Annotated in this window: 13 protein-coding genes; 1 reads left to right on the top strand and 12 read right to left on the bottom strand. The window is 60.5% G+C overall.

Annotated features, from left to right (window positions below; genetic code table 11):
- Positions 1 to 104 precede the first annotated feature (104 nt).
- From GTP46_RS10340 to GTP46_RS10295, 9 genes are all read right to left on the bottom strand, one after another.
- Positions 105 to 1457, bottom strand: coding sequence for a cytochrome c (locus GTP46_RS10340; protein WP_161006534.1), 1353 nt, complete (start codon positions 1455 to 1457; stop codon positions 105 to 107).
- A 12-nt stretch (positions 1458 to 1469) separates the two neighbouring features.
- Positions 1470 to 3245, bottom strand: coding sequence for a GMC family oxidoreductase (locus GTP46_RS10335; protein WP_161006533.1), 1776 nt, complete (start codon positions 3243 to 3245; stop codon positions 1470 to 1472).
- Between the two features lie 5 nt (positions 3246 to 3250).
- On the bottom strand, positions 3251 to 3979 hold the full coding sequence (locus tag GTP46_RS10330) for a gluconate 2-dehydrogenase subunit 3 family protein (RefSeq protein ID WP_161006532.1): 729 nt from the start codon (positions 3977 to 3979) through the stop codon (positions 3251 to 3253).
- Between the two features lie 23 nt (positions 3980 to 4002).
- Complete coding sequence (locus GTP46_RS10325) at positions 4003 to 4683, bottom strand: response regulator (RefSeq protein ID WP_161006531.1); 681 nt, start codon at positions 4681 to 4683, stop codon at positions 4003 to 4005.
- Positions 4680 to 6089, bottom strand: a complete 1410-nt coding sequence (locus tag GTP46_RS30475) for an ATP-binding protein (RefSeq protein ID WP_202414214.1) — start codon at positions 6087 to 6089, stop codon at positions 4680 to 4682. Before GTP46_RS30475 ends, GTP46_RS10325 begins: the two co-directional genes overlap by 4 nt.
- Before the next feature lie 168 nt (positions 6090 to 6257).
- Complete coding sequence (locus tag GTP46_RS10310) at positions 6258 to 8975, bottom strand: TonB-dependent receptor (RefSeq protein WP_161006528.1); 2718 nt, start codon at positions 8973 to 8975, stop codon at positions 6258 to 6260.
- Positions 8976 to 8996: 21 nt separating this feature from the next.
- Entirely contained in the window at positions 8997 to 10328 is a 1332-nt protein-coding gene (locus GTP46_RS10305; protein ID WP_371869618.1) for a glycoside hydrolase family 5 protein, read from the bottom strand.
- 105 nt (positions 10329 to 10433) lie between these two features.
- Complete coding sequence (locus tag GTP46_RS10300; protein WP_161006526.1) at positions 10434 to 11891, bottom strand: glycoside hydrolase family 30 protein; 1458 nt, start codon at positions 11889 to 11891, stop codon at positions 10434 to 10436.
- Between the two features lie 307 nt (positions 11892 to 12198).
- The gene (locus GTP46_RS10295) at positions 12199 to 12852 is read right to left on the bottom strand and encodes an NYN domain-containing protein (RefSeq protein ID WP_161006525.1); all 654 of its coding nucleotides are present in this window, start codon (positions 12850 to 12852) and stop codon (positions 12199 to 12201) included.
- Positions 12853 to 13742: 890 nt separating this feature from the next.
- Here GTP46_RS10295 and GTP46_RS10290 point away from each other — a divergent pair.
- On the top strand, positions 13743 to 14288 hold the full coding sequence (locus GTP46_RS10290; protein ID WP_161006524.1) for a c-type cytochrome: 546 nt from the start codon (positions 13743 to 13745) through the stop codon (positions 14286 to 14288).
- A gap of 42 nt (positions 14289 to 14330) precedes the next feature.
- Here the strand turns inward: GTP46_RS10290 and GTP46_RS10285 are convergent, their stop codons facing one another.
- The 3 genes from GTP46_RS10285 to GTP46_RS10275 form a co-directional block, all read right to left on the bottom strand.
- A complete protein-coding gene (locus GTP46_RS10285; protein ID WP_161006523.1) occupies positions 14331 to 14891 on the bottom strand; it encodes a hypothetical protein in 561 nt (186 codons plus the stop codon).
- Between the two features lie 46 nt (positions 14892 to 14937).
- The gene (locus GTP46_RS10280) at positions 14938 to 16974 is read right to left on the bottom strand and encodes a M13 family metallopeptidase (RefSeq protein ID WP_202414224.1); all 2037 of its coding nucleotides are present in this window, start codon (positions 16972 to 16974) and stop codon (positions 14938 to 14940) included.
- A gap of 93 nt (positions 16975 to 17067) precedes the next feature.
- Positions 17068 to 19062, bottom strand: coding sequence for a M13 family metallopeptidase (locus GTP46_RS10275; protein WP_202414223.1), 1995 nt, complete (start codon positions 19060 to 19062; stop codon positions 17068 to 17070).
- Positions 19063 to 19126 lie beyond the last annotated feature (64 nt).

The raw sequence follows: 19126 nt of genomic DNA, 5'->3' as shown, positions 1-19126 counted from the left end.
CAAGTCTAACCCCACGATCATTTCAACCGTGCGCAAGTATGCGTCCAGAATAAAAATGGCCGCGCGGAGGGCGAAACCCTCAGCGCGGCCGGGAGCGTTGTTGCTTAGTGTTTTACTTCAGCCTCGGCGTCCACTTGCTTGCGGATTTTGGCCACTTGGCCGGTATCAGCGGCCGACGCCTGGTTGCCCCAGCTTTGGCGCACGAAGGTCACTAGCTGCGCCGCTTCCTCGTCCGACAGTCGCCATGCAAAGCCCGGCATGCCGAGATTCGACGGCGCGCCCTTGGTTGACGGCAGCGAACTACCGGCCAGCACCAGACGGATCAGCGACGTCGGATCATCCGACAGCACCGACGGATTACCCGCCAGCGCCGGGAACACCTTGGCGTTGGAAGTCGCATCCGAACGGTGGCAGGCCGCGCAATTGTCGAGATACAGCTGGGCACCGCGATTCTCTTCGCGGCCAGCCTTGAGGGCCTTGGCGGTAGCATCGCTGGCTGCATAGCGCGCCTTTTCTTCCGGTCCCGGCGTCAGCGACTTCAGGTACACGGCAATAGCCTTCAAGTCTTCCGGCGCCATCTCCTGCGTGCTGTGCAACACCACGTCCGCCATTGGCGTGCCGATCACAGCCGAATGCGCATTGCGTGCCTTGCTAAGCGTATCGACGACGTCCTGCTCGGTCCAACGGCCCAAACCACCGGCCGGATTGCTGCGCAGGTTGACCGCCAGCCAGCCATCGATCACCGGACCGCCGGCCAGATAAGCCGGATTCGACTCATCCTGCGCCAGCTCCTGCATGGTCGACGCACGCGGCGTATGGCAAGCACCGCAGTGACCCAGCGATTGCACCAGATACGCACCACGCGCCAGCGCCTCACCCTGGTACTTGCTCAGCACCAGCGGCTCCACGGCGGGTGCGTAGGTCTTGCGCCAGATCGCCAGCGGCCAGTTCATCGACAGCGGCCAGTGGATGTCGTGCTCGCGGTTGGCCGCCGATACCGGCTGCACGCCGTGCATGAAGTAGGCATACAGCGCGCGCATATCGTCGTCCGTCACCTTGGCGTAGGATGGATATGGCATGGCCGGATACAGCGTCTTGCCCGACTGCGCAATGCCATGACGCACGGCGCGGTCGAAGTCATTCAGGCTGTAATTGCCGATGCCGGTGGCTTTATCCGGCGTGATGTTGGAGCTGTAGATCGCCCCAACCGGCGTCGCCATCGACAAGCCGCCTGCAAACGGCTGTCCCTTCGGCGCCGTATGGCAGGCCACGCAGTCCGCCGCGACGGCCAGATAGCGGCCTTTCTCGATCAGCTGCGCGCTCGGCGCGGCGAGATCAAGCGAGCCCGGTCCGATGTCCTTGGTAGCCGTTGTCTGCGAGCCGTAGACAAACGCGCCCACCACACCCACAAGCACCACACCGGCGACGACCAAAATACCTTTTTTAAGATTGCTCATGTCGTCGTCTCCTTAAGCCTGAACCAGCGGACCGGGGTTCTTCAGGTACAGCTCGCGAACCGCCTTGGCGCACCAATACGTCAGCGCGCCCACCATGCCGGTCGGGTTGTAGCCGTTGTTTTGCGGGAAGGCGTTGGCGCCCGGTGCAAACACGTTGGATACGTCCCACGACTGCAGGTAGCGGTTCAGCGCCGAAGTCTTCGGATCGCTGCCCATGATGGCGCCGCCGCAGGTGTGCGTCGACTGGTACTGGGTCACGTTGTAGTGGTCGCCGTCCTTCTTGGCGTCGCCCTTGATGGCTTTCGGGCCGAGCACCTTGCACATATCGGAAGCTTTCTCGACCAGATACTGCGACGCCTTGATCTCGTTGTCATGCCAGTCAAAGGTCATGCGCAGCAGTGGACGGCCGAAACCATCTTTGTAGGTCGGATCCAGGCTCAGGTACGCGTCTTGATAGGCCATGCACGAACCCTGCACCTCGTAGTAGAACGAATGGCGGAACGCTTCCTTGACACCCTTCTTCCACGCGCTGCCCCAGTTCGGCACACCCGGCGCCGTAGCGATGCCGCGCACCGGACCGCCGCCCGGCTGGCGCGCCCAGACAATGCCGCCACCGATGAAGCCGGACTTGGTGCTGTCGTTGCGGTTGCCGTTCAAATCGTCGATGGTGGTACCGCCGCCGCCAATGCCCATGAACTGGTTGGCGTGCACGGTGTCATCGAAGAACAGCGAAACGCGGTTCAGGTTCTGGTACGAGTAGTTGCGGCCGATGGTGCCGGTATTGCTGACCGGGTCGTACGGTACGCCGATGCCCGACAACAGCATCAAGTGCACATTGAACAGCGAGAACGCACACAGGAGCACGATATCGGCCGGCTGCTCGGTCTCGCGGCCCTGGGCGTCGAGGTAGGTGACGCCGGTGGCTTTCTTCTTGTCGTCGGTCAGATTCACCTTCAACACTTGCGCCAGCGTGCGCAGTTCGAAGCCCTTGCGGCCGCGCAGCACCGGCATGATGCAGGCGTTCGGGCTGGCCTTGGAGTAGTTCAGGCAGCCATAGTCCGAGCAGAAGCCGCAGAAATTACACGGTCCCATCTGGCAGCCGTATGGATTCACATACGGACCCGAAGCGTTCGAGGCTGGAATCGGATACGGGTTGTAACCCATCTCGCGCGCAGCTTTGTAGAACAGTTCGCCGCCGAGGTAGTTGGGATTTGGCGGCAGCGCAAACTCACGCGAGCGCGAACCTTCAAACGGATTACCGCCCTCGATGATTTTACCGTTCAACACACCAGCTTTGCCCGAGGTGCCGCACACATATTCGAAGTGGTCGAAATGCGGCTCCAGGTCTTCGTACGAAACCGGGAAGTCCTGGATGGTCATGTCTTTCGGGATGAACTTCTTGCCGTAACGCTGTTCGACATTGCTGCGCACCTTGAAGTCTTCCGGCAGCGCGCGAAAATGGCAGCCGGACCAGTGGCTACCCGCCCCCCCCACGCCGGTGCCCGGCTTGAACGAACCCATCTGGCGATACGGCACGGCGGTGTCGTTCACGCCGTGGCGGATGGTCACGGTTTCCTTGTTCAGCGATTGCAAATATTTGCGGTGCACCGAACCTTCCAGCTCGTCCACCACGCGCGGGTAGGCGAAGTCCGGTTGCGTGTCGCGGTCAGGGCCGCGTTCCAGACACACCACGTTGAGACCAGCGTCGGTCAGCTCTTTGGCCATGATGGCGCCGGTCCAGCCCATGCCGACAATCACGGCGTCTACTTTGTTTTTTACGATAGTCATAATGTTTAACCTCGGCGTCCGGCCAGATCGACAGGGCCGATCGGATATGGTTTGTCGCGGACTTCCACCCAGTCCAGATAGTCGGCGCGCATGCCGGGATAACCGATCATCTTCCACGCGCCCATGCCCTTGTTGCCGCCATGCTTGGGATCGGCAAAGTAGCCGTTGCGCACTTCGTTCAGCAGGTTGGTGAAGAACAGCTTGGCCGAAATGTCTTCCAGCTTGAGCTTGCCGCCTTCGCAGCCTTTGAGGATTTCTTCCTGCTGCTTGCGGTCGAGATCAGCGAAGGCCTTGCCGCCGAATTGCGAGGCGCAATAGCCATCCACGTTCTTGATGCCGACGCGGAGGATGTCGCGCAGCGCCAGCTTGCCCTGATAGCCGAATTCCGGTTTAGCTTGTACGAACGGGCCTTGCATATACCAGATGTCGCCGGCGGCGAACGGGGTTTGCATGTGGCGGTCGAGGAATTCCAGCACGCCCAGCTCGACAGCGCCGGGGCCATGCTCATCGTGCGGGATCAAACGATCCACGGCGGCGCTGAGGAATTTCCATTCCACTTGATTGAAAAAGCTCGGCGTGTAGGCGTTCGGTTTGCCTTCTGCTACATTGGCATCGGCAGCCGTGGCCGATGTCAGCGCACGCACCGCACCGGTCGCGGCAACCGCGCCGATCGGAACGAACACCATGCTCTTGATAAGGTTGCGCCGCGACGGCGACTGTGTGTCGTCAGACATTTTTTTCTCCTCTGTGTGAGACGTCAGGGTTGCTGCGCGCTGCGCACTTCCCATCGATAACCGACCCCGTAGACGGCCGAAATCGCTTCGGCCAGTCCAGCTTCTTCCAGTTTCCGGCGCAGGTTTTTCACATGCGTGTCGATCGTGCGGTCATGCACGATGCGCCGGTCCTCGTACACCCCGGTGCGCAAGTCATCGCGTGACAAGGCGTTTCCGGGGGCGGCACGCAACATCTTCAGCAAACGGAATTCCACTGGCGTCAGTGCCAGCTCCTTGCCGTGGACAAATGCGCGCATGCCCTGGTCGTCAATCTGCAAGCCCGGCTGCGGTGTCCCGGAAGGGCGGCGACGCAGTACCGCCCTCACCCTCGCCACCACTTCGCGTGGGCTGAAGGGCTTGCAGATGTAATCGTCGGCGCCGCTGTCGAGGCCGTCGAGACGGTCTTCCTCTTGCGCGCGCGCCGTCATCATGATGATGGGGATGTCGCTGCTGGCGCGCAGGGCGCGGCACAGGGACAGGCCATCCATGCCGGGCAGCATCCAGTCCAGCAGGATCAGGTCGATATCGCCGCCAGCAGCCGTGGCTTGCACCGACAGGCCATCGTGCTGAGCGCTGGCGCGATAACCGGCCGCTTGCAGATAGCTGACCAGCAGACGCGCGAGACGCTGTTCATCTTCGACCACCAGCACGTGCGGCGCGTTCACGCGAGTTCTCCCGGCAGCGGCAGCGTGATGCGGATGGCGAGGCCGCGCGGCGGCGTCGCCTGCACGTGCGTGGCACTGATGCTGCCACCGTGCGCTTCGACGATGCTGCGGCAGATCGACAGGCCCAGGCCGCTGCCGCCGGTGGTGCGGCTGCGCGCGCGGTCGCCGCGCCAGAAACGTTCGAACAGCAGCGGCAAGCCGGAATCTGTGACGCCTGCGCCGTTGTCGGCCAAGGTCAGGACCGCCTGGTCGCGCAGCACGTGCAGGCTGACGCGCACTTGCGTGGCGCCCTCGGCATGGCGCAACGTGTTATTGAACAGGTTGCGCAGCAGCTGGCGCAGACGCACGGTGTCGCCTTCGATGGTCAGCGCAGCCTGTGTATCGGTGATGATTTGCATGCCGGCCAGCGCCATCGGTTCGTGCCATTTGTGGACTTCGCTGGCCAGCAGCGCCGCCAGGTCCAGCGCCTCGCGCCGGTAATCGAAAGCGCCGACTTCCGATAGCGTGATCTGGCGCATGTCTTCCACCAGCCGGCTCAGCGTGGCCACTTCATCCAGCAGGGCCTTGAGGCTGTTGGCGTCGATCGGTTCGATGCCATCTTCCATCGCTTCCAGCTGCGCCTGCAGCACCGACAACGGCGTGCGCAGCTCGTGCGAAATATCGGCCATGAAGTGGCGGCGCAGCGCCTCGTTGCTCTCCAGCGTGGCCACCATGATGTTGAAATTGCGCGCCAACGTGCCCAGCTCGTCGCGCTGCGCATGCGGCACGCGCACGCCGTAATCGCCGGCCGCCACCTTGGAAGCGGCGGCGATCAGGCGCCGGGTCGGCGCCACAAAGCTGCGCGCCAGCAGGATCGCTGCCAGCGCGGCTAACACCAACGTCAGCAAGCCGATAAACAAGCTGTCGCGTTGTTGCTGTGTCTGGAAAGTCAGTTCGGCCTCTTCCTGCAAGCCGCGCAAGGGCGCGCCGGCCAGCGTGCCAACCGCTACGCCGTTGACCAGCACCGGCTGGTAACGCAAGTCGGCGCCAGTCTGCAAATTGCCGGCGAGGTGATTGCCCTGCTGGTCGTACAGGCCGAGACGGCGCGGCGCCTTGTCTGGCACCGCGTAGTAAATGGAATCGCCGCCGGGGCGCGGAGAAGTGGCGCGTTCACGGCCGATGGCGCCAGTGTAGCGCTCCCAAGCCTCGCGGTTATTGCGGATGAAATCCCAGTTGCCGTGCTCCTGGTAGGCACGCGAAAACTCGAAGGCCATCGCCTCCATGCGGCGCGCCTCGACCTCGTTCAGATAACCCTGGAAGCCCTGCTTGAAACTCCAGCGCGTGCCCAGCCCAACACCCACCGCTGTCAGCATGCTGACGATTAGCAATGAAAGAAACAAGCGGGCGGTGATACCGATCTTGACCATCAGGCCATTAAGCCACGATGCCCAAGGCGGTTCAAGCGCGTTACTTAAAACTGCCGGGATTCTTCACAGAAACTCCACATTTGCATGCGTAATCTTGTTAGTCCGGCACAGGATATTGCGGCGGTTTCATAGCGGCCGGCGCAATACAGGCGCCGGCCTTCTTCACACTTACAGCTTGTAGTTCAGACCCAACATGAACTGACGGCCGTAGGTGGTATAGCGTTCAGGCGCGTAGGAGCCACCCGAGAAGGCGTCGCCCTGGCGCGTCTGGTATGGCGAGTTGTTCAGGTTGTTCACCTGGAACAGGAAGGACAAGCCTTTGTAGGTACCTTCTTCGATCGCATAGCCTAGTTGCAGGTCGATCTGGCGCTCCGCCAGGATCTCGCTGAAGGAACGCTGCGCGAACAGGCCGGTTACCTCGCCGCGATACGCCGAGCGGTAGCGGCGACTGGCGCGCGCCGAGTAGCCATCCTTCTCGTAGTACACGGTGAAGTTGGACACCACGCCCGACAGGCCCGGCAGCTTCTCCTTGGTGCCCGGACCATTCGGATGGATCGAGCTCTCGGTGCCGGACATGCTGCCGGTCACCCCAAAGCCATCCAGCGGATTCCACAGCAAGCCCGCATCCAGCGCGCCCGACAGCTCCACACCTTTCACCATGCCGCCGGTGCCGTTGGCTGGACGGTTCAGCGTGCCGATGTCCTGGATCGGAATCACCGCCGATGGGTTAGGGAAGCCGGCAAAGCTGAACGCGGTCTGCTGGTTGTAGATGTAGCTTTGCAGCTTTTTGTACCAGAGTGCGCCGGCGATATAGCTGCGCTTGCCGATGTACTTCTCCATCGACAGGTCATACGAATTGGCACGCCACGGTTCCAGGTTCGGATTGCCGCCGCTGCCGTTCCACATGCGGGTGGTGGAATCAACACCGCCCGAGATACCGGCACGCATATCCGACATCTGCGGACGCGCCACGGTCTTGGCCGCGCCGAAGCGCAGGTTGGTGGTGCTCAGGTATTTGTCGAGATCGAAGTTCAGGTTCACGCTCGGCAGGATGTCGGTATAGTCGGCGCCACCAGTGATGGCGCCCAGCTTGCCGGCATTGACCGTCGCGCCGCGCGATTTCTGGTCGACGTTCACTGCTTGCAGGCCCAGCGCGCCACGCACCGGGATCGGGCCGAGGTCGGCGTCGATGCCCAGCTTGGTGTAGGCGGTGGTGATCTTCTCGGTCACACCCCAGTTTTGCAGCGCCTGGTCATCCGGACGGGCCGGCTGCTTGTCGTAGTACTTGTTCAGCACGCCCAACACGTCATAGCTCATCACCGCAGGAATGCCGGCAAACGCCAGCGAGGTCGATGGCTGCAGCAAGTCCGACGATACGTTGGCTGGCGCGCGGCCGTTTTTCAGGAACCAGTAGTTGTTGGTGTCGGCGTGGGTCTTCTCGCGCTTGCTGAAGTTGATGCCGCCTTCCAGGCTGCGGAAGATGCCATCGAGTTCCTTCTTGGCCGAGAACTTGCCCGAGCTGAGCTTGTCTTCCACGATAGGGTGGTGCATGTCCGCATCCTTGCCCCAGCCGCCGACGTCGGTCAGCTTGACGATCTTCGGATCGGTGTAATTGAAGCTCGGCGTAAAGGTCGGCAGGCCGCTGGCGGTTGGGATGTGGAACTCGAAGTTGTTGTCGGTGATGTGCGAACCGGCCGGGCCCAGACCGGCGTAGGTTTCCAGCACTTCCTCGCGGCGCTTGGCGGTCGAGTACGACAGGTCGCCGACCAAGGTCCAGCCATCCTTCTTGAAGGTGTTGTTCCAGCCCAGCGCGCCCAGCTTGTCCTTGCGCTGGTTGTAGTCGTTACGTACGATCGGTTCCAGGTTGACCAGCTTGCCGCCTACCAGCAGGCGCGTGCCGCCGATGTTTTGCACTACTGGATCTTTGTAGGTGACGTCGCTCCACTGGTGCGAGTTCCACATCATGCCGCGCATGGTGGTGTTCTGCTTGAACTCGGAGTAGTACATGTCCACCGTGCTGCGGAATTCTTTCGATGGGCGGTATTCGATCACGCCCATCAGGCCGTCACGCTTTTGCTCGCGCGACGAGGCGGTCACTTCCGCGCCTTTCAGCGCCACCACGTCTTCCATACCGGCTGGCAGCTTGTTGTCCTTGCCCCACCACCACGATTTGTATTCCTGCTGCTGGCCCGGCGAATCAAGGTGGGCGTAGCCGACTGCAATGCCCAGCGTGTTGTTGAGGAACTGGTCCACGTACGAGGCGCTCAAACGATTGCCGTTGGCCGAGGTGTTGGAGTTCAGCTTGCCGTTGGAGTTGTGCTCGCCGCGCGCGTTCAGCACCACGGTGCGCTGGCGGATGTCCAGCGGGCGTACGGTTTGCAGGTCGACCGTGCCGGACAGGCCACCGGACACCAGCGAAGCATCCGGCGTTTTGTAGACGGTGACGCCGTTGATCAGCTCCGATGGATACTGGTCGTATTCCGCACCACGGTTGTTACTGGTGGAGACTTGCTCGCGGCCATTCAGCAGCGTGGTGGAAAAGTCTGGCGCCAAGCCGCGGATCGAAATCACTTGGGCCCGGCCTTCGACACGCTGCGCAGTCAGGCCGGCCAGGCGAGCGATCGATTCAGCGATCGACACGTCGGGCAGCTTGCCGATGTCTTCCGCCGTCACGGCTTCGACGATGGAGTCGGCGTCGCGCTTGATCGCCATCGAGGTTTCGATACTGCGGCGGATACCGGTTACGACCACTTCTTGCACCTGGCCGTCATCGGCTTTGGGTGCGGCTGCCTGCTGCGCGTGCACCGGGCTGCTGGCGGCAAAAGCCAGCGCGGCACAAGCGGCAGCGATGGGCGTCATTCTGATTGCATAGTTTTGATGGTTCATTTCTCTCTCACTCTTATCGTTTTAACGGAAAGGCTGTGGTGCGGTGCTGCTGGTCATCCAGTCCTGCAACGGCTGGTGAACTTCGTACTGCTGGCTGCCGAAGGACTTGAAAAGGGTCTCGATATCGCTCATCGAGGCGGTGGTGAAATCGATCTTGGGCACAGGCGCGCTGGCGGCGTTGGTGACCATGCCCCAAGTGCCGTTACCCTGGCCGCCGGTGTTGTTCACGACCTTCCAGCTCCACGCGGTGGCGGCCCAGCCGTACTTGGCGTAGGTATCGAAGGAAGCGCGGGCAATCTGGGCACCGAGGTCCAGGCCCTGCCCGGTCCACGGCTGCATCTCGCCGATGAAGAAAGCGGTGTCGAGGTTGCGGATGCGGTTGTCCCACTCGCACACGCCGCTGTTGCTGCCGGTGGAACAGGTCAGCCAGTCCTTGTGCACTTGCAGGCCGATCTGGCCCCAGCCGAACAGGCCCGGATAGAAGTGCATCTCAAACGCGACATTGCTCATGCCTTGTTCGGACGGCTTGCCGTAGGCGTTGATGCCGCTGTTATGGCCAGGCAGGATCACCACGTGGTTCGGATCAACGGCGCGGATGGCGGTGTACAAGGTCTTCACCACGGCGGCGAGGTTGGCCGCGTCCGTACCCCACGGCTCGTTGAGCACGCTGTAGCCGGCCACGCTGATACGGTCCTTGTAGCGCGCGGCCACCTGCTGCCACAGCCAGATGGTGCGCTGCTGGTATTCCGGCGTGCTCCAGTACAGATTCTTGCCGGCGCAGCCGCTGTGCTGCTCCCAGCCTTGGCTGCCAACGGCGCCATGCAGGTCGAGGATGACGTAGATGCCACGCTTCTCCGCTTGCGCAATGGCGTCGTCCAGATAGCGCCATGCATCGGCGCGCAAAGTACGCGGATTTTTTTCGTCCTCGATCACGCTGTAGATGAATGGCAGGCGCACCACGTTGAGGCCGAACTTCTGCATCTGGTCCCAGTCGCGGGTGGTGATCCAGTTATCGCGGAACAGCTGGAACAGGCGCTGGCGTTCGGCGTAGCCGAATCGTTCGTCGAGTTTGGCTTCCAGCTTGCACTGGTCGTCGATGCCGGCGCTGCCCTGCCCCATCATCCAGAATTCGTTGATCAGCCAGTTGCCGAGGTTGACGCCTTTTAGCGTGACGGCGCTGCCATCGGCCTTCAGCCATTTGGTGCTCTGGGTGTGCAGCATGGACATCGGCAGCACTGGCACCGGTGTCACCGGCGTTGGCTTGATCACTTCAGCTACTGGCGCCGTGACCACTGGCGGCGGCGCGGATGCGGTGCTGCCGCCGCCGCATCCGGCCAGTACCAACAAGCTCACACTACAAATTTTACGAAAAACCATCCCCAACCTCCCTCTCGTGGAAGCGCTTCCAGATCAATGCGAAGAAAAGCTGCCTGTAGCAGCACCGGTTTTATTGCCAGCTCATTGCCAACTAAAGGTGGCGACGCTCGCCGCCGGCAAGGTGTAGTCAAAACTGCGTTGGCCGACGCGCACCGCGAAACTACGCGGCTCCTTGGCCGAGTTCACCACCATCAGCGCCACCGAGCCATCGTCGGCATTGCGGAAGGCGACTGTGTCCAGCTGGTCGTACCCGCTGGTGGACGCGATGCGGCGCGCGCCCTGTCGTACGAAACGGCTGGCGTGGGCCAGCGCGTAGTACTCTTCGTTGCGGGTGATCTTGCCATCGCGCGAATCGATGGTGACTACGCCGCGGCAATCGTTGCAGCCGCCGAGATGCGGGCCGTCGTTTTCATCGAGCGCCAGGTTCCACAGCAGCACGCCCTTGGCCCAGCCGCGCGTGGTGCCGACCACCAGTACCTTGGCGAAGTGCTGCAGATTATCCGACCACTTCGGTGCCCACTTGCCGCCCGAGCATTCAGTGAAGAAGGTTTCCTTGTCCGGCCAGCGGTCGTGCAGCGCGGACTGCACGCGCACATCGCCGCCGTAGCAGTGCCAGGCCACGCCGGCCACGTATTTGTTGGCGATGGGGTCTTTCAGCACATCGGCCGGCGAGCCCGGCTCGTCCCAGTTGTGGTCCCAGTCGAGGATCTTGGTTTGCGGATGGTCTTTCGCCAGCACCGGGCCGAGATGAGCGCCGATGAAGGCGGCGCGCTTGACTGGATCGACGCGCATGCCGGGATAATCTTTCGGCTCGAAGTGCGGCTCGTTCTGCAAGGTCAGCGCATAGATCGGCACGCCTTCCTTTTCGTAGGCGCTGATGTAGCGCGACAGGTAGTTGGCGAACGGCGCGAAGGCTTCGGGTTTCAGCGTGCCCTGGATCAGGCTGTCGGTCGATTTCATCCAGCCCGGTGCGCTCCACGGCGAAGCCATCACGCGCAGCTTGGGATTGATGGCCAGCGCGGCCTTGGTGACGGGCAGGACATCGGCGCGGTTGGCATCGATCGAGAAGTGCTTGAGTTCCGGATCAGTCTGGCCCGGCGGCATATCGTCGAAGCTGTAGTGGTGGCGCGAGAAGTCGGAAGCGCCGATAGTCAGGCGCGTGAAGCTGAAGCCCGCGCCGGGTGCTTTACCGAACAAATCGTTGAGCAGAGCACTGCGCTGCTGGTCGTTCAGTTTGGTTTGTATCAGCCATGCGGAAGCATCGGTGATGGCAGCGCCGAAGCCGACCATTTCCTGGAAGCGCTGCTTGGGGTCGACCTCGATAATCGTGGCGGCCTTGGCGCCGGTTTTGAAGTGCGCATCGGGATTCCGCGCCAGCAGCTGGGCCTGGTCGCCGGTGGTGATCCACGCCTGCACCGTCTGCGCGTGGGCCGTGCCGGCACAGGCAAATAGCAGGGCTGCAAGCAGCTGGGGAAGGGATTTAAAAGACGACGGGCGCAACGCTCCATCGCCCGGCAATGCAGGGCTGGCTGTCAACATGCTGTCTCCTCGTGCAGACGGATCGTAGTCCGCCGTGTATTGTTTGCTTCACTTATGAATTAAGTGGAAGCGTTTCCATTTGTTGAAAGAACTATAGCACTGGCAAATATTTCATGTCAACGAGCGCGCCACGGGTGTGGGTTTTTTGTCGGCAACCTGTCGCCAGAAATGACAAAGCCGCCTTGCGGCGGCCTGTCGCTCCAAGAGCATCATGACGAACAACGCATGAAGAATCAGGGAGTGAGTGGTGAATCCATGCTAGGTCGCGATGGCACTAACGTCAAGCGAACATTCAATCATGCACAGCTCAGCTCCACTGCGGCGGTCGATGAATTGAAGTGCATGGAATTTTTTCAGGTAATTGCGCGTTCATAAGATGCACAGGACTAAGCAATTTGAACCAGTGCGCTTGCTCAACAAGTTCACGTCCCGCCCGACGATGGTCAGCACCGGGAATCGGCACTATCAAGCCGAGCCGCACATCCGGACAATACTGCCGCACCGCAGCCATCGCCGGGGCAAGATCACGATCATTGGTACATACAATGGCCTGCTCATACTGGCCAAGAAATGCCCCACAGATCAAATCACTAGCGAGGCTTACATCTGATTTTCGCTCTGTCAGTTTATAAACCAAGGCGATACGCTCATCGTCTGACGGAGGATGCACCAAGCGCAGGTACGACTTCGACAACTCCAAAGATCCTTCAATGACGCTCACCTTTTGTGGCGGCATCTTCCTCAATGCTTGCAGATATTTTCGTTGCCGACTTGGGGAGTCTCCATCATCACAAACGCGGACGAGCACAGGTGCGGTGTAGTAGCGCACATCAACCACTTCGGCGTCGGAACTCAGTACATGATTCTGAAAGAGCGCAAACAAATCCAGCCATTTGTATGGGGATTTTCTTAGCAAACCGTAGTAGAGATTGAAGCCGTCTACATACACGATTGTTTTCATACCACTCTCCAGAAATGACAAAGCCGCCTTACGGCGGCCTGTCGCTCGAAGAGCATCACGGCTAAACCGGACGGTCAGGGAGTGAGTGGTAAAACTATGGTAGGACCAACCAACACCGAAGTCAAGCCGACCCATCAAACGAACACAATATCAAAATGACGGGACAGACTCACGTCCCTACTCTTCATCAGAAGCCAACTTGCGTACAACAACCTGAATGGTCGATAAATAAAAGTAGAACATCCAACTCAACCAAATAGCGGCGTCGTAAGAAGTTTTCTGCTTATCGTTATGGTGGCGAATACCGAAGTTGTTGGCGATGTTGAACAAATCTTTTTCGTCAGCCGAAGTCAACTGCTGCTTAATTTAAGGCTTAAGATACTCAAGAACATCCGCTAAATCTCTGACTGCCTGTCGTCTGTCATCCAACGTAGAACCATGACGCTGATACCTCAGCTTGGCTGCCGCTACGCGGTCCTTTACTTGGACGTCGCCGCTTGGCAAATCTGCCTCCATCAACTTCTCAAAGCCAGCCTCCGGCTTGTGCAAGATTTCACCGCTCCTAACCAGCTCAAACGGTCGCTCATAGTGCTCAAGAATAGAGTTGATTTTCAAGCGGAAGTGCTCTTAACCTTGGTGTTTGTTGAAGGTAGACGCGCTGCGCGTCGCTGCCACAACCCATAGGATCCAGCTGTTTATTTAATGATCCCCGTATAGTCAAAATTGTTGCAAATAATTCCCAAACGCTTTCAGGTTGCATTGCAGCATCTTAAGTTTGCGTTTCCTTCTAGGCATTCTTGTGTCTATAATCAGCCGTTTGGTGAATGTTTTACAAGGTAGCTGCTGATCCACTCTTTGCGCCACCCGGCTTGAAATTAGTTAAGGAAATCATGAGCGACGCACATAACGAACACGAATCCGCCATTAAGACGCCTAAACAGCTGGTTGCAGCGGTTATCGGCTTCTTCGCAGTAACCATCATCGGCATCATCCTGCTGGTTCAGTTTGTCACCTCGACCAAGCTGACCGGAGCTGGCTCCAACAGCCAGGCGCCGGAAGAAGTCGCCAGCCGTATCGCCCCGGTAGCCGACACTGGCTACACCCTCAAAGACGCCAACGCACCGAAAGTGCTGCAGACCGGCGAAGCCATTTACACCTCGACTTGCGCGGCCTGCCACGGCGCCGGCGTCGCGGGTGCTCCGAAGTTCGGCGATGCCGGTGCCTGGGGCGCACGTATCGCCCAGGGTTATGACACCGTTGTCCAGCACGCGCTGGGCGGCCTGCGTGCCATGCCAGCCAAGGGCGGCAATCCAGATCTGGACGATGTGGAAGTCGCGCGCGCTGTGGTCTATATGGCCAACAGCTCGGGCGGTAAATTCAAGGAGCCTGCAGTACCAGCAGCTCCGACCGCTCCAGCAGCTGAGCCGCAAAAATAAACTGCGGCTTCAATGAGAAAACCGGCCTGTGGGCCGGTTTTTTTATTTGCAGAGACCAAATGCTTTGCGGTCTTCAAAGTAGCGGTAAGTGAACGTGCGCATCGGATACTTGGTCAGCGCAATTTCAAATGCCGGCGGCGTGATGTCGAAACGCGCGGGCAGCTTTTCCTTCACGCGCAAGCGCACGCGCCAGATGGTTTCGTCGCCGGTGGCGCCGGCAATCAGCATATCCGGCACCTTGGGAATTTCCTCAACGATCTCCGGCCGCGACGTGGTGGTGCGCTGGTAGAAGCTCACCAGCTGTGCCTTGGCCAGTACCGCACCTTTTGGCGCGGTGACGTTGTAATCGCGGCTCTGGAACAGCGCGCGCTGGCCGCGCGGCACCAGATAGACAAAAGTGAACTCCGCGCCGCCATCGGGCAGCGTGACCGGCGGCGTGGTCGACACGCTGATCCCGCGCGGCAGCTCAAAGCGCGAACCATCCTGCCAGCTCACGCACTCCGGCGTCGCCGCCATGTACACATCAACCGGCGTATAGGATTCGCCGCAGGCAGTCAGCAGCAGCAGAGGCAAGACGAGGGGAATGGTATAACGCAAGCGCATAATAAAAAACGGGCTTCTTGAAATCAGAAGCCCGTAGTTTACTGCATTACCACATGATGACGCGGTCTTTTGGCGCCAGGTACATTTTGTCACCTGGTTTGATGCCGAAGGCGTCGTAGAAGCCTGGCTGGTTGCGCATGGTGCCGTTGGCGCGGAACTGGCCTGGCGAGTGCGGATCGGTCTTGATCTGCACGATCTGCTGCGCTTCACGCATCTTCATGCGCCACACTTGTGCAAAGCCCATGTAGAAGCGCTGGTCGCCGGTCAGGCCGTCGATCACTGGTGCTTTCGCGCCCTTCAACGACAGCTTGTAGGCCTTGTACGCGATCGCTACGCCGCTATTGTCGGCAATGTTCTCGCCCAGGGTCAGCTCGCCGTTGACGTGGTAGCCAGGCAGTGGGCTGAACTGGTTGTACTGCTCCACCAGCATCTTGGTCTTGGCCGCGAAGTTCTTGTGATCGGACTTGGTCCACCAGTCACGCAGGTTACCGTCGCCGTCGTACTGGGCGCCTTGGTCGTCGAAGCCGTGGCTGATTTCGTGGCCGATCACGCCGCCGATGGCGCCGTAGTTGACCGCGTCATCCGCGTCCGCGTTGAAGAATGGCGCTTGCAGAATCGAGGCCGGGAACACGATCTCGTTCATCTCCGGGTTGTAGTAAGCGTTGACGGTTTGTGGCGTCATGCCCCACTCGTCGCGGTCGATCGGTTTGCCCAGCTTGTTCAGTTCCTTGTTGTAGTCGAACTGGTGCGAACGCATCACGTTACCGGCCAGGTCATCCTTGCTGACCACCAGCGAGGAGTAGTCGCGCCACTTGTTCGGGTAGCCGATCTTGGTGGTGAATTTGGCCAGCTTGGCTTGCGCCTGCTTCTTGGTGACCGGGCTCATCCAGTCCAGCTTGTCGATGCTTTGCTTGTAAGCGACCAGCAGGTTTTTCACCAGCGCTTCCATGCGCGCCTTGCGCTCGGCCGGGAAGTGTTCCGCCACGTACAGCTTGCCGACGGCCTCGCCCAGCGCGCCTTCGGTCACGGACACGCCGCGTTTCCAGCGTGGACGCTGTTCGGTCACGCCGCTCAGCACGGTACCGTAGAAGGCAAAGTTTTCATCCACAAAGGCTTTGCTCAGGTACGGCGCGTTAGCGCGCACCAGTTGCCATTGGAAGTAGGCTTTCAGGGTGTCCAGCGGAGTGCTGTCCAGCAGGGTTGCGACGCCTTTCAGGTAGCTCGGCTGGCTGACGATCACGTAGCTGACTTTGCCTGCCACGCCAGCGTCGGCCAGGTAGGCGTTCCAGTCATGGCCTGGCGCCAGTGCGCCCAGCTTGGCGATGTCGACCTTGTTGTAGGCCTTGACCGGGTCGCGCAGTTCCACCTTGGTCCACTGCAGCTTGGCGATCTCGGTTTCGAAAGCAACGATGGCGTGCGCCTTGGCAGCAGCATTGGTGTCGCCAGCCAGCGTCAGCATCTTGGTGATGTGCTGCTCGTACTTGGCCAGCGTGTCAGCCAGCTTGGCGTCGTCGGCTTTCAGGTAGTAGTCGCGGTCCGGCAGACCCAGACCATCCTGGTACAGGTCGGCCACGTACTTGGTCGAATCCTTGTTGTCCTGGTGGACGCCGTAGCCGTACGGTGCGGTCACGCCGATCTGGTTAAAGTGCGAGATCAGGGCTGGCAGCTGTTTCTTGTCGCTCAGCGCGGCAATCTTGGCCAGTTCCGCGTTCAGCGGCGACAGGCCCAGTTGTTCCAGCTTGGCTTCATCCATGAAGCTGGCGTAGAAGTCGCCGATGCGTTGCGCTTCCGGGCCGCCCGCCTTGTTGGAGGCGGCGCCTTCGATAATCGCGCGCAGTTGCGGCTGGATGTCATCGCGCAGCTTGGCGAAGGTGCCCCAGCTTGCTTTGTCGGCCGGGATTTCGGTCGTGGCCAGCCACTTGCCGTTCATGTGGGTGAACAGATCGTCCTGCACGCGCACGGCCGGGTCGATGTACTCGACGGCGATGCCGGAGGTTGGCTTGCTGGCTACTTTGGTGCTGGCAGGGGCAGCGCTTTTGGCGCTGTCCGCGGCGCCGGCCAAACCTGCGATCAGGCTCAGCATCAATGCACTTACGAGATGACGTTTCACGAGGATTTCCTTCTATGTTTAATGGAAGGCCCATTGCTCGAATGGGCGAGGCACTACTTTACTACATCACCACATGATGACGCGGTCTTTGGGCGCAAGGTACATCTTGTCGCCCGGTTTAACGCCGAAGGCTTCATAGAAGCCCGGCTGGTTACGCACCGTGCCGTTGGCGCGGAACTGGTCCGGCGAATGCGGATCGGCTTTCAGGTAGACGATTTGCTGCTCGTCGCGGATCTTGCTGCGCCATACCTGGCCGAAGCCCATGTAGAAGCGCTGGTCGCCGGTCAGGCCGTCGATCACCGGCGCCGGCTTGCCGCCCAGCGACAGCAGGTAAGCCTTGTAGGCAATGGCCGCGCCGCTGTTGTCGGCGATGTTCTCGCCCAGGGTCAGCTCGCCGTTGACGAAGTAGCCCTTGACCGGACTGAAGGCGTTGTATTGCTTGACCAGCAGCTTGGTCTTGGCTGCGAAGTTTTTATGGTCGGACTTGGTCCACCAGTCGCGCAGGTTGCCGTCGCCGTCGTACTGCGCACCCTGGTCGTCGAAACCGTGGCTGATTTCATGGCCGATCACCGCGCCGATGGCGCCGTAGTTGACCGCATCATCAGCGGCCGCATCGAAGAACGGTGGCTGCAAAATCACGGCTGGGAACACGATCTCGTTCAGCTCCGGGTTGTAATAGGCGTTGACGGTTTGCGGCGTCATGCCCCACTCGTCGCGGTCGATTGGCTTGCCCAGCTTGCTGACTTCCTTGGCGTACTCAAACGCGCGCGAGCGCTGCACATTGCCGGCCAAATCATCCTTGGCCACCATCAGCGCCGAGTAGTCGCGCCACTTGTTCGGATAGCCGATCTTGACGGTGAACTTGGCCAGCTTGGCTTGCGCCTGCTTCTTGGTTTCCGGGCCCATCCAGTCCAGCGTTTCCACGCTCTGGCTGAAGGCGGCCAGCAGATTTTTCACCAGCGCTTCCATGCGCGCCTTGCGCTCGGCCGGGAAATACTGCTCGACGTAGAGCTTGCCCAGCGCTTCCCCCAGCGCCGTATCGGTGGCGTTGACGGCGCGTTTCCAGCGCGGCTCCTGCTCGTTCACGCCGCTCAGCACCTTGCCGTAGAAGGCGAAGTTCTCCAGCGCAAAATCCTTGGCCAGATACGGCGCGTTGGCATGCAGCACATGCCACTGGAAATAGACCTTCCACGTCGCCAGCGGCGTCTTGTTGAGCAGCTTGCTGAAGCCAGTGAGATAGCTCGGCTGGCTGACGATCACGTAGTCGACCTTGCCGCCGATGCCGGTATCGTTCAGCCATGTAGTCCAGTCGTAACCGGGCGCCAGCTTGGGCAGCTTATCGAGCGGCACCTTGTTGTAAGCCTTGACCGGATCGCGCAGTTCGACCTTGGTCCACTGCAGCTTGGCCATCTCGGTTTCCAGCGCCACGATGGCTTTGGCGTCGGCCGCCGCGTTGGCGTTGCCGGCCAGCGCCAGCATTTTTGCCACGTGCTGCTCATACTTGGCCAGCGTGTCGGCCAGCTTCTTGTCCGATTTTTTCAGGTAGTAGTCGCGGTCCGGCAGGCCCAGGCCGTCTTGCACCAGGTCGGCTACGTATTTGGTCGAATCCTTGTTGTCCTGGTGGATGCCAAAGCTGAACGGCGCCGTGTAGCTGTAGCGGTTGAAGTGGGCGATCAGGGCAGGAATCTGCTGCTTGTCGCTGAGCGCGGCGACGCGGTCGAAGTCGGCCTTCAGCGGTGCCAGGCGCAGCGCTTCCAGCTTGGCTTCATCCATATAGCTGGCGAAGAAATCGCCGATGCGCTGGGCTTCCGGGCTGCCGGCCGGATTGGCGGCGGCCGCTTCGATAATGGCGCGCAGCTGCGGCTTGGTGTCGTCATCCAGTTTTTCAAACGAACCCCAGCTCGACTTATCGGACGGGATGTCCGTTTTGGCCAGCCATTTGCCGTTCAGGTTGAGGAAAAAATTATCCTGCGGCCGCACGGCGCTGTCGATGTTGCTCACATCGACGCCCGAGGTTTTAGGTTCAGCATGAACGCCGGCCGAAGCCAGCAGCGCCAGCATGAGCGCGCTTACGAGAGTGGTCTTCAAGTCTATATCTCCGAATGTATAGTCAAGTCTCGGAACA

The organism is Duganella flavida, from assembly GCF_009857445.1.
Classification (GTDB): Bacteria; Pseudomonadota; Gammaproteobacteria; order Burkholderiales; family Burkholderiaceae_D; genus Rugamonas; species Rugamonas flavida.
This window is presented reverse-complemented; position numbering and strand designations above follow the sequence as displayed.

Coding starts and splice junctions, on each gene's coding strand:
- GTP46_RS10295 (WP_161006525.1), bottom strand. CDS start 12,852: ATGAAAACAATCGTGTATGTAGACGGCTTCAATCTCTACTACGGTTTG.
- GTP46_RS10310 (WP_161006528.1), bottom strand. CDS start 8,975: ATGAACCATCAAAACTATGCAATCAGAATGACGCCCATCGCTGCCGCT.
- GTP46_RS10330 (WP_161006532.1), bottom strand. CDS start 3,979: ATGTCTGACGACACACAGTCGCCGTCGCGGCGCAACCTTATCAAGAGC.
- GTP46_RS10275 (WP_202414223.1), bottom strand. CDS start 19,062: ATGCTGGCGCTGCTGGCTTCGGCCGGCGTTCATGCTGAACCTAAAACC.
- GTP46_RS10300 (WP_161006526.1), bottom strand. CDS start 11,891: ATGTTGACAGCCAGCCCTGCATTGCCGGGCGATGGAGCGTTGCGCCCG.
- GTP46_RS10335 (WP_161006533.1), bottom strand. CDS start 3,245: ATGACTATCGTAAAAAACAAAGTAGACGCCGTGATTGTCGGCATGGGC.
- GTP46_RS10285 (WP_161006523.1), bottom strand. CDS start 14,891: ATGCGCTTGCGTTATACCATTCCCCTCGTCTTGCCTCTGCTGCTGCTG.
- GTP46_RS10290 (WP_161006524.1), top strand. CDS start 13,743: ATGAGCGACGCACATAACGAACACGAATCCGCCATTAAGACGCCTAAA.
- GTP46_RS30475 (WP_202414214.1), bottom strand. CDS start 6,089: ATGGTCAAGATCGGTATCACCGCCCGCTTGTTTCTTTCATTGCTAATC.
- GTP46_RS10340 (WP_161006534.1), bottom strand. CDS start 1,457: ATGAGCAATCTTAAAAAAGGTATTTTGGTCGTCGCCGGTGTGGTGCTT.
- GTP46_RS10280 (WP_202414224.1), bottom strand. CDS start 16,974: ATGCTGAGCCTGATCGCAGGTTTGGCCGGCGCCGCGGACAGCGCCAAA.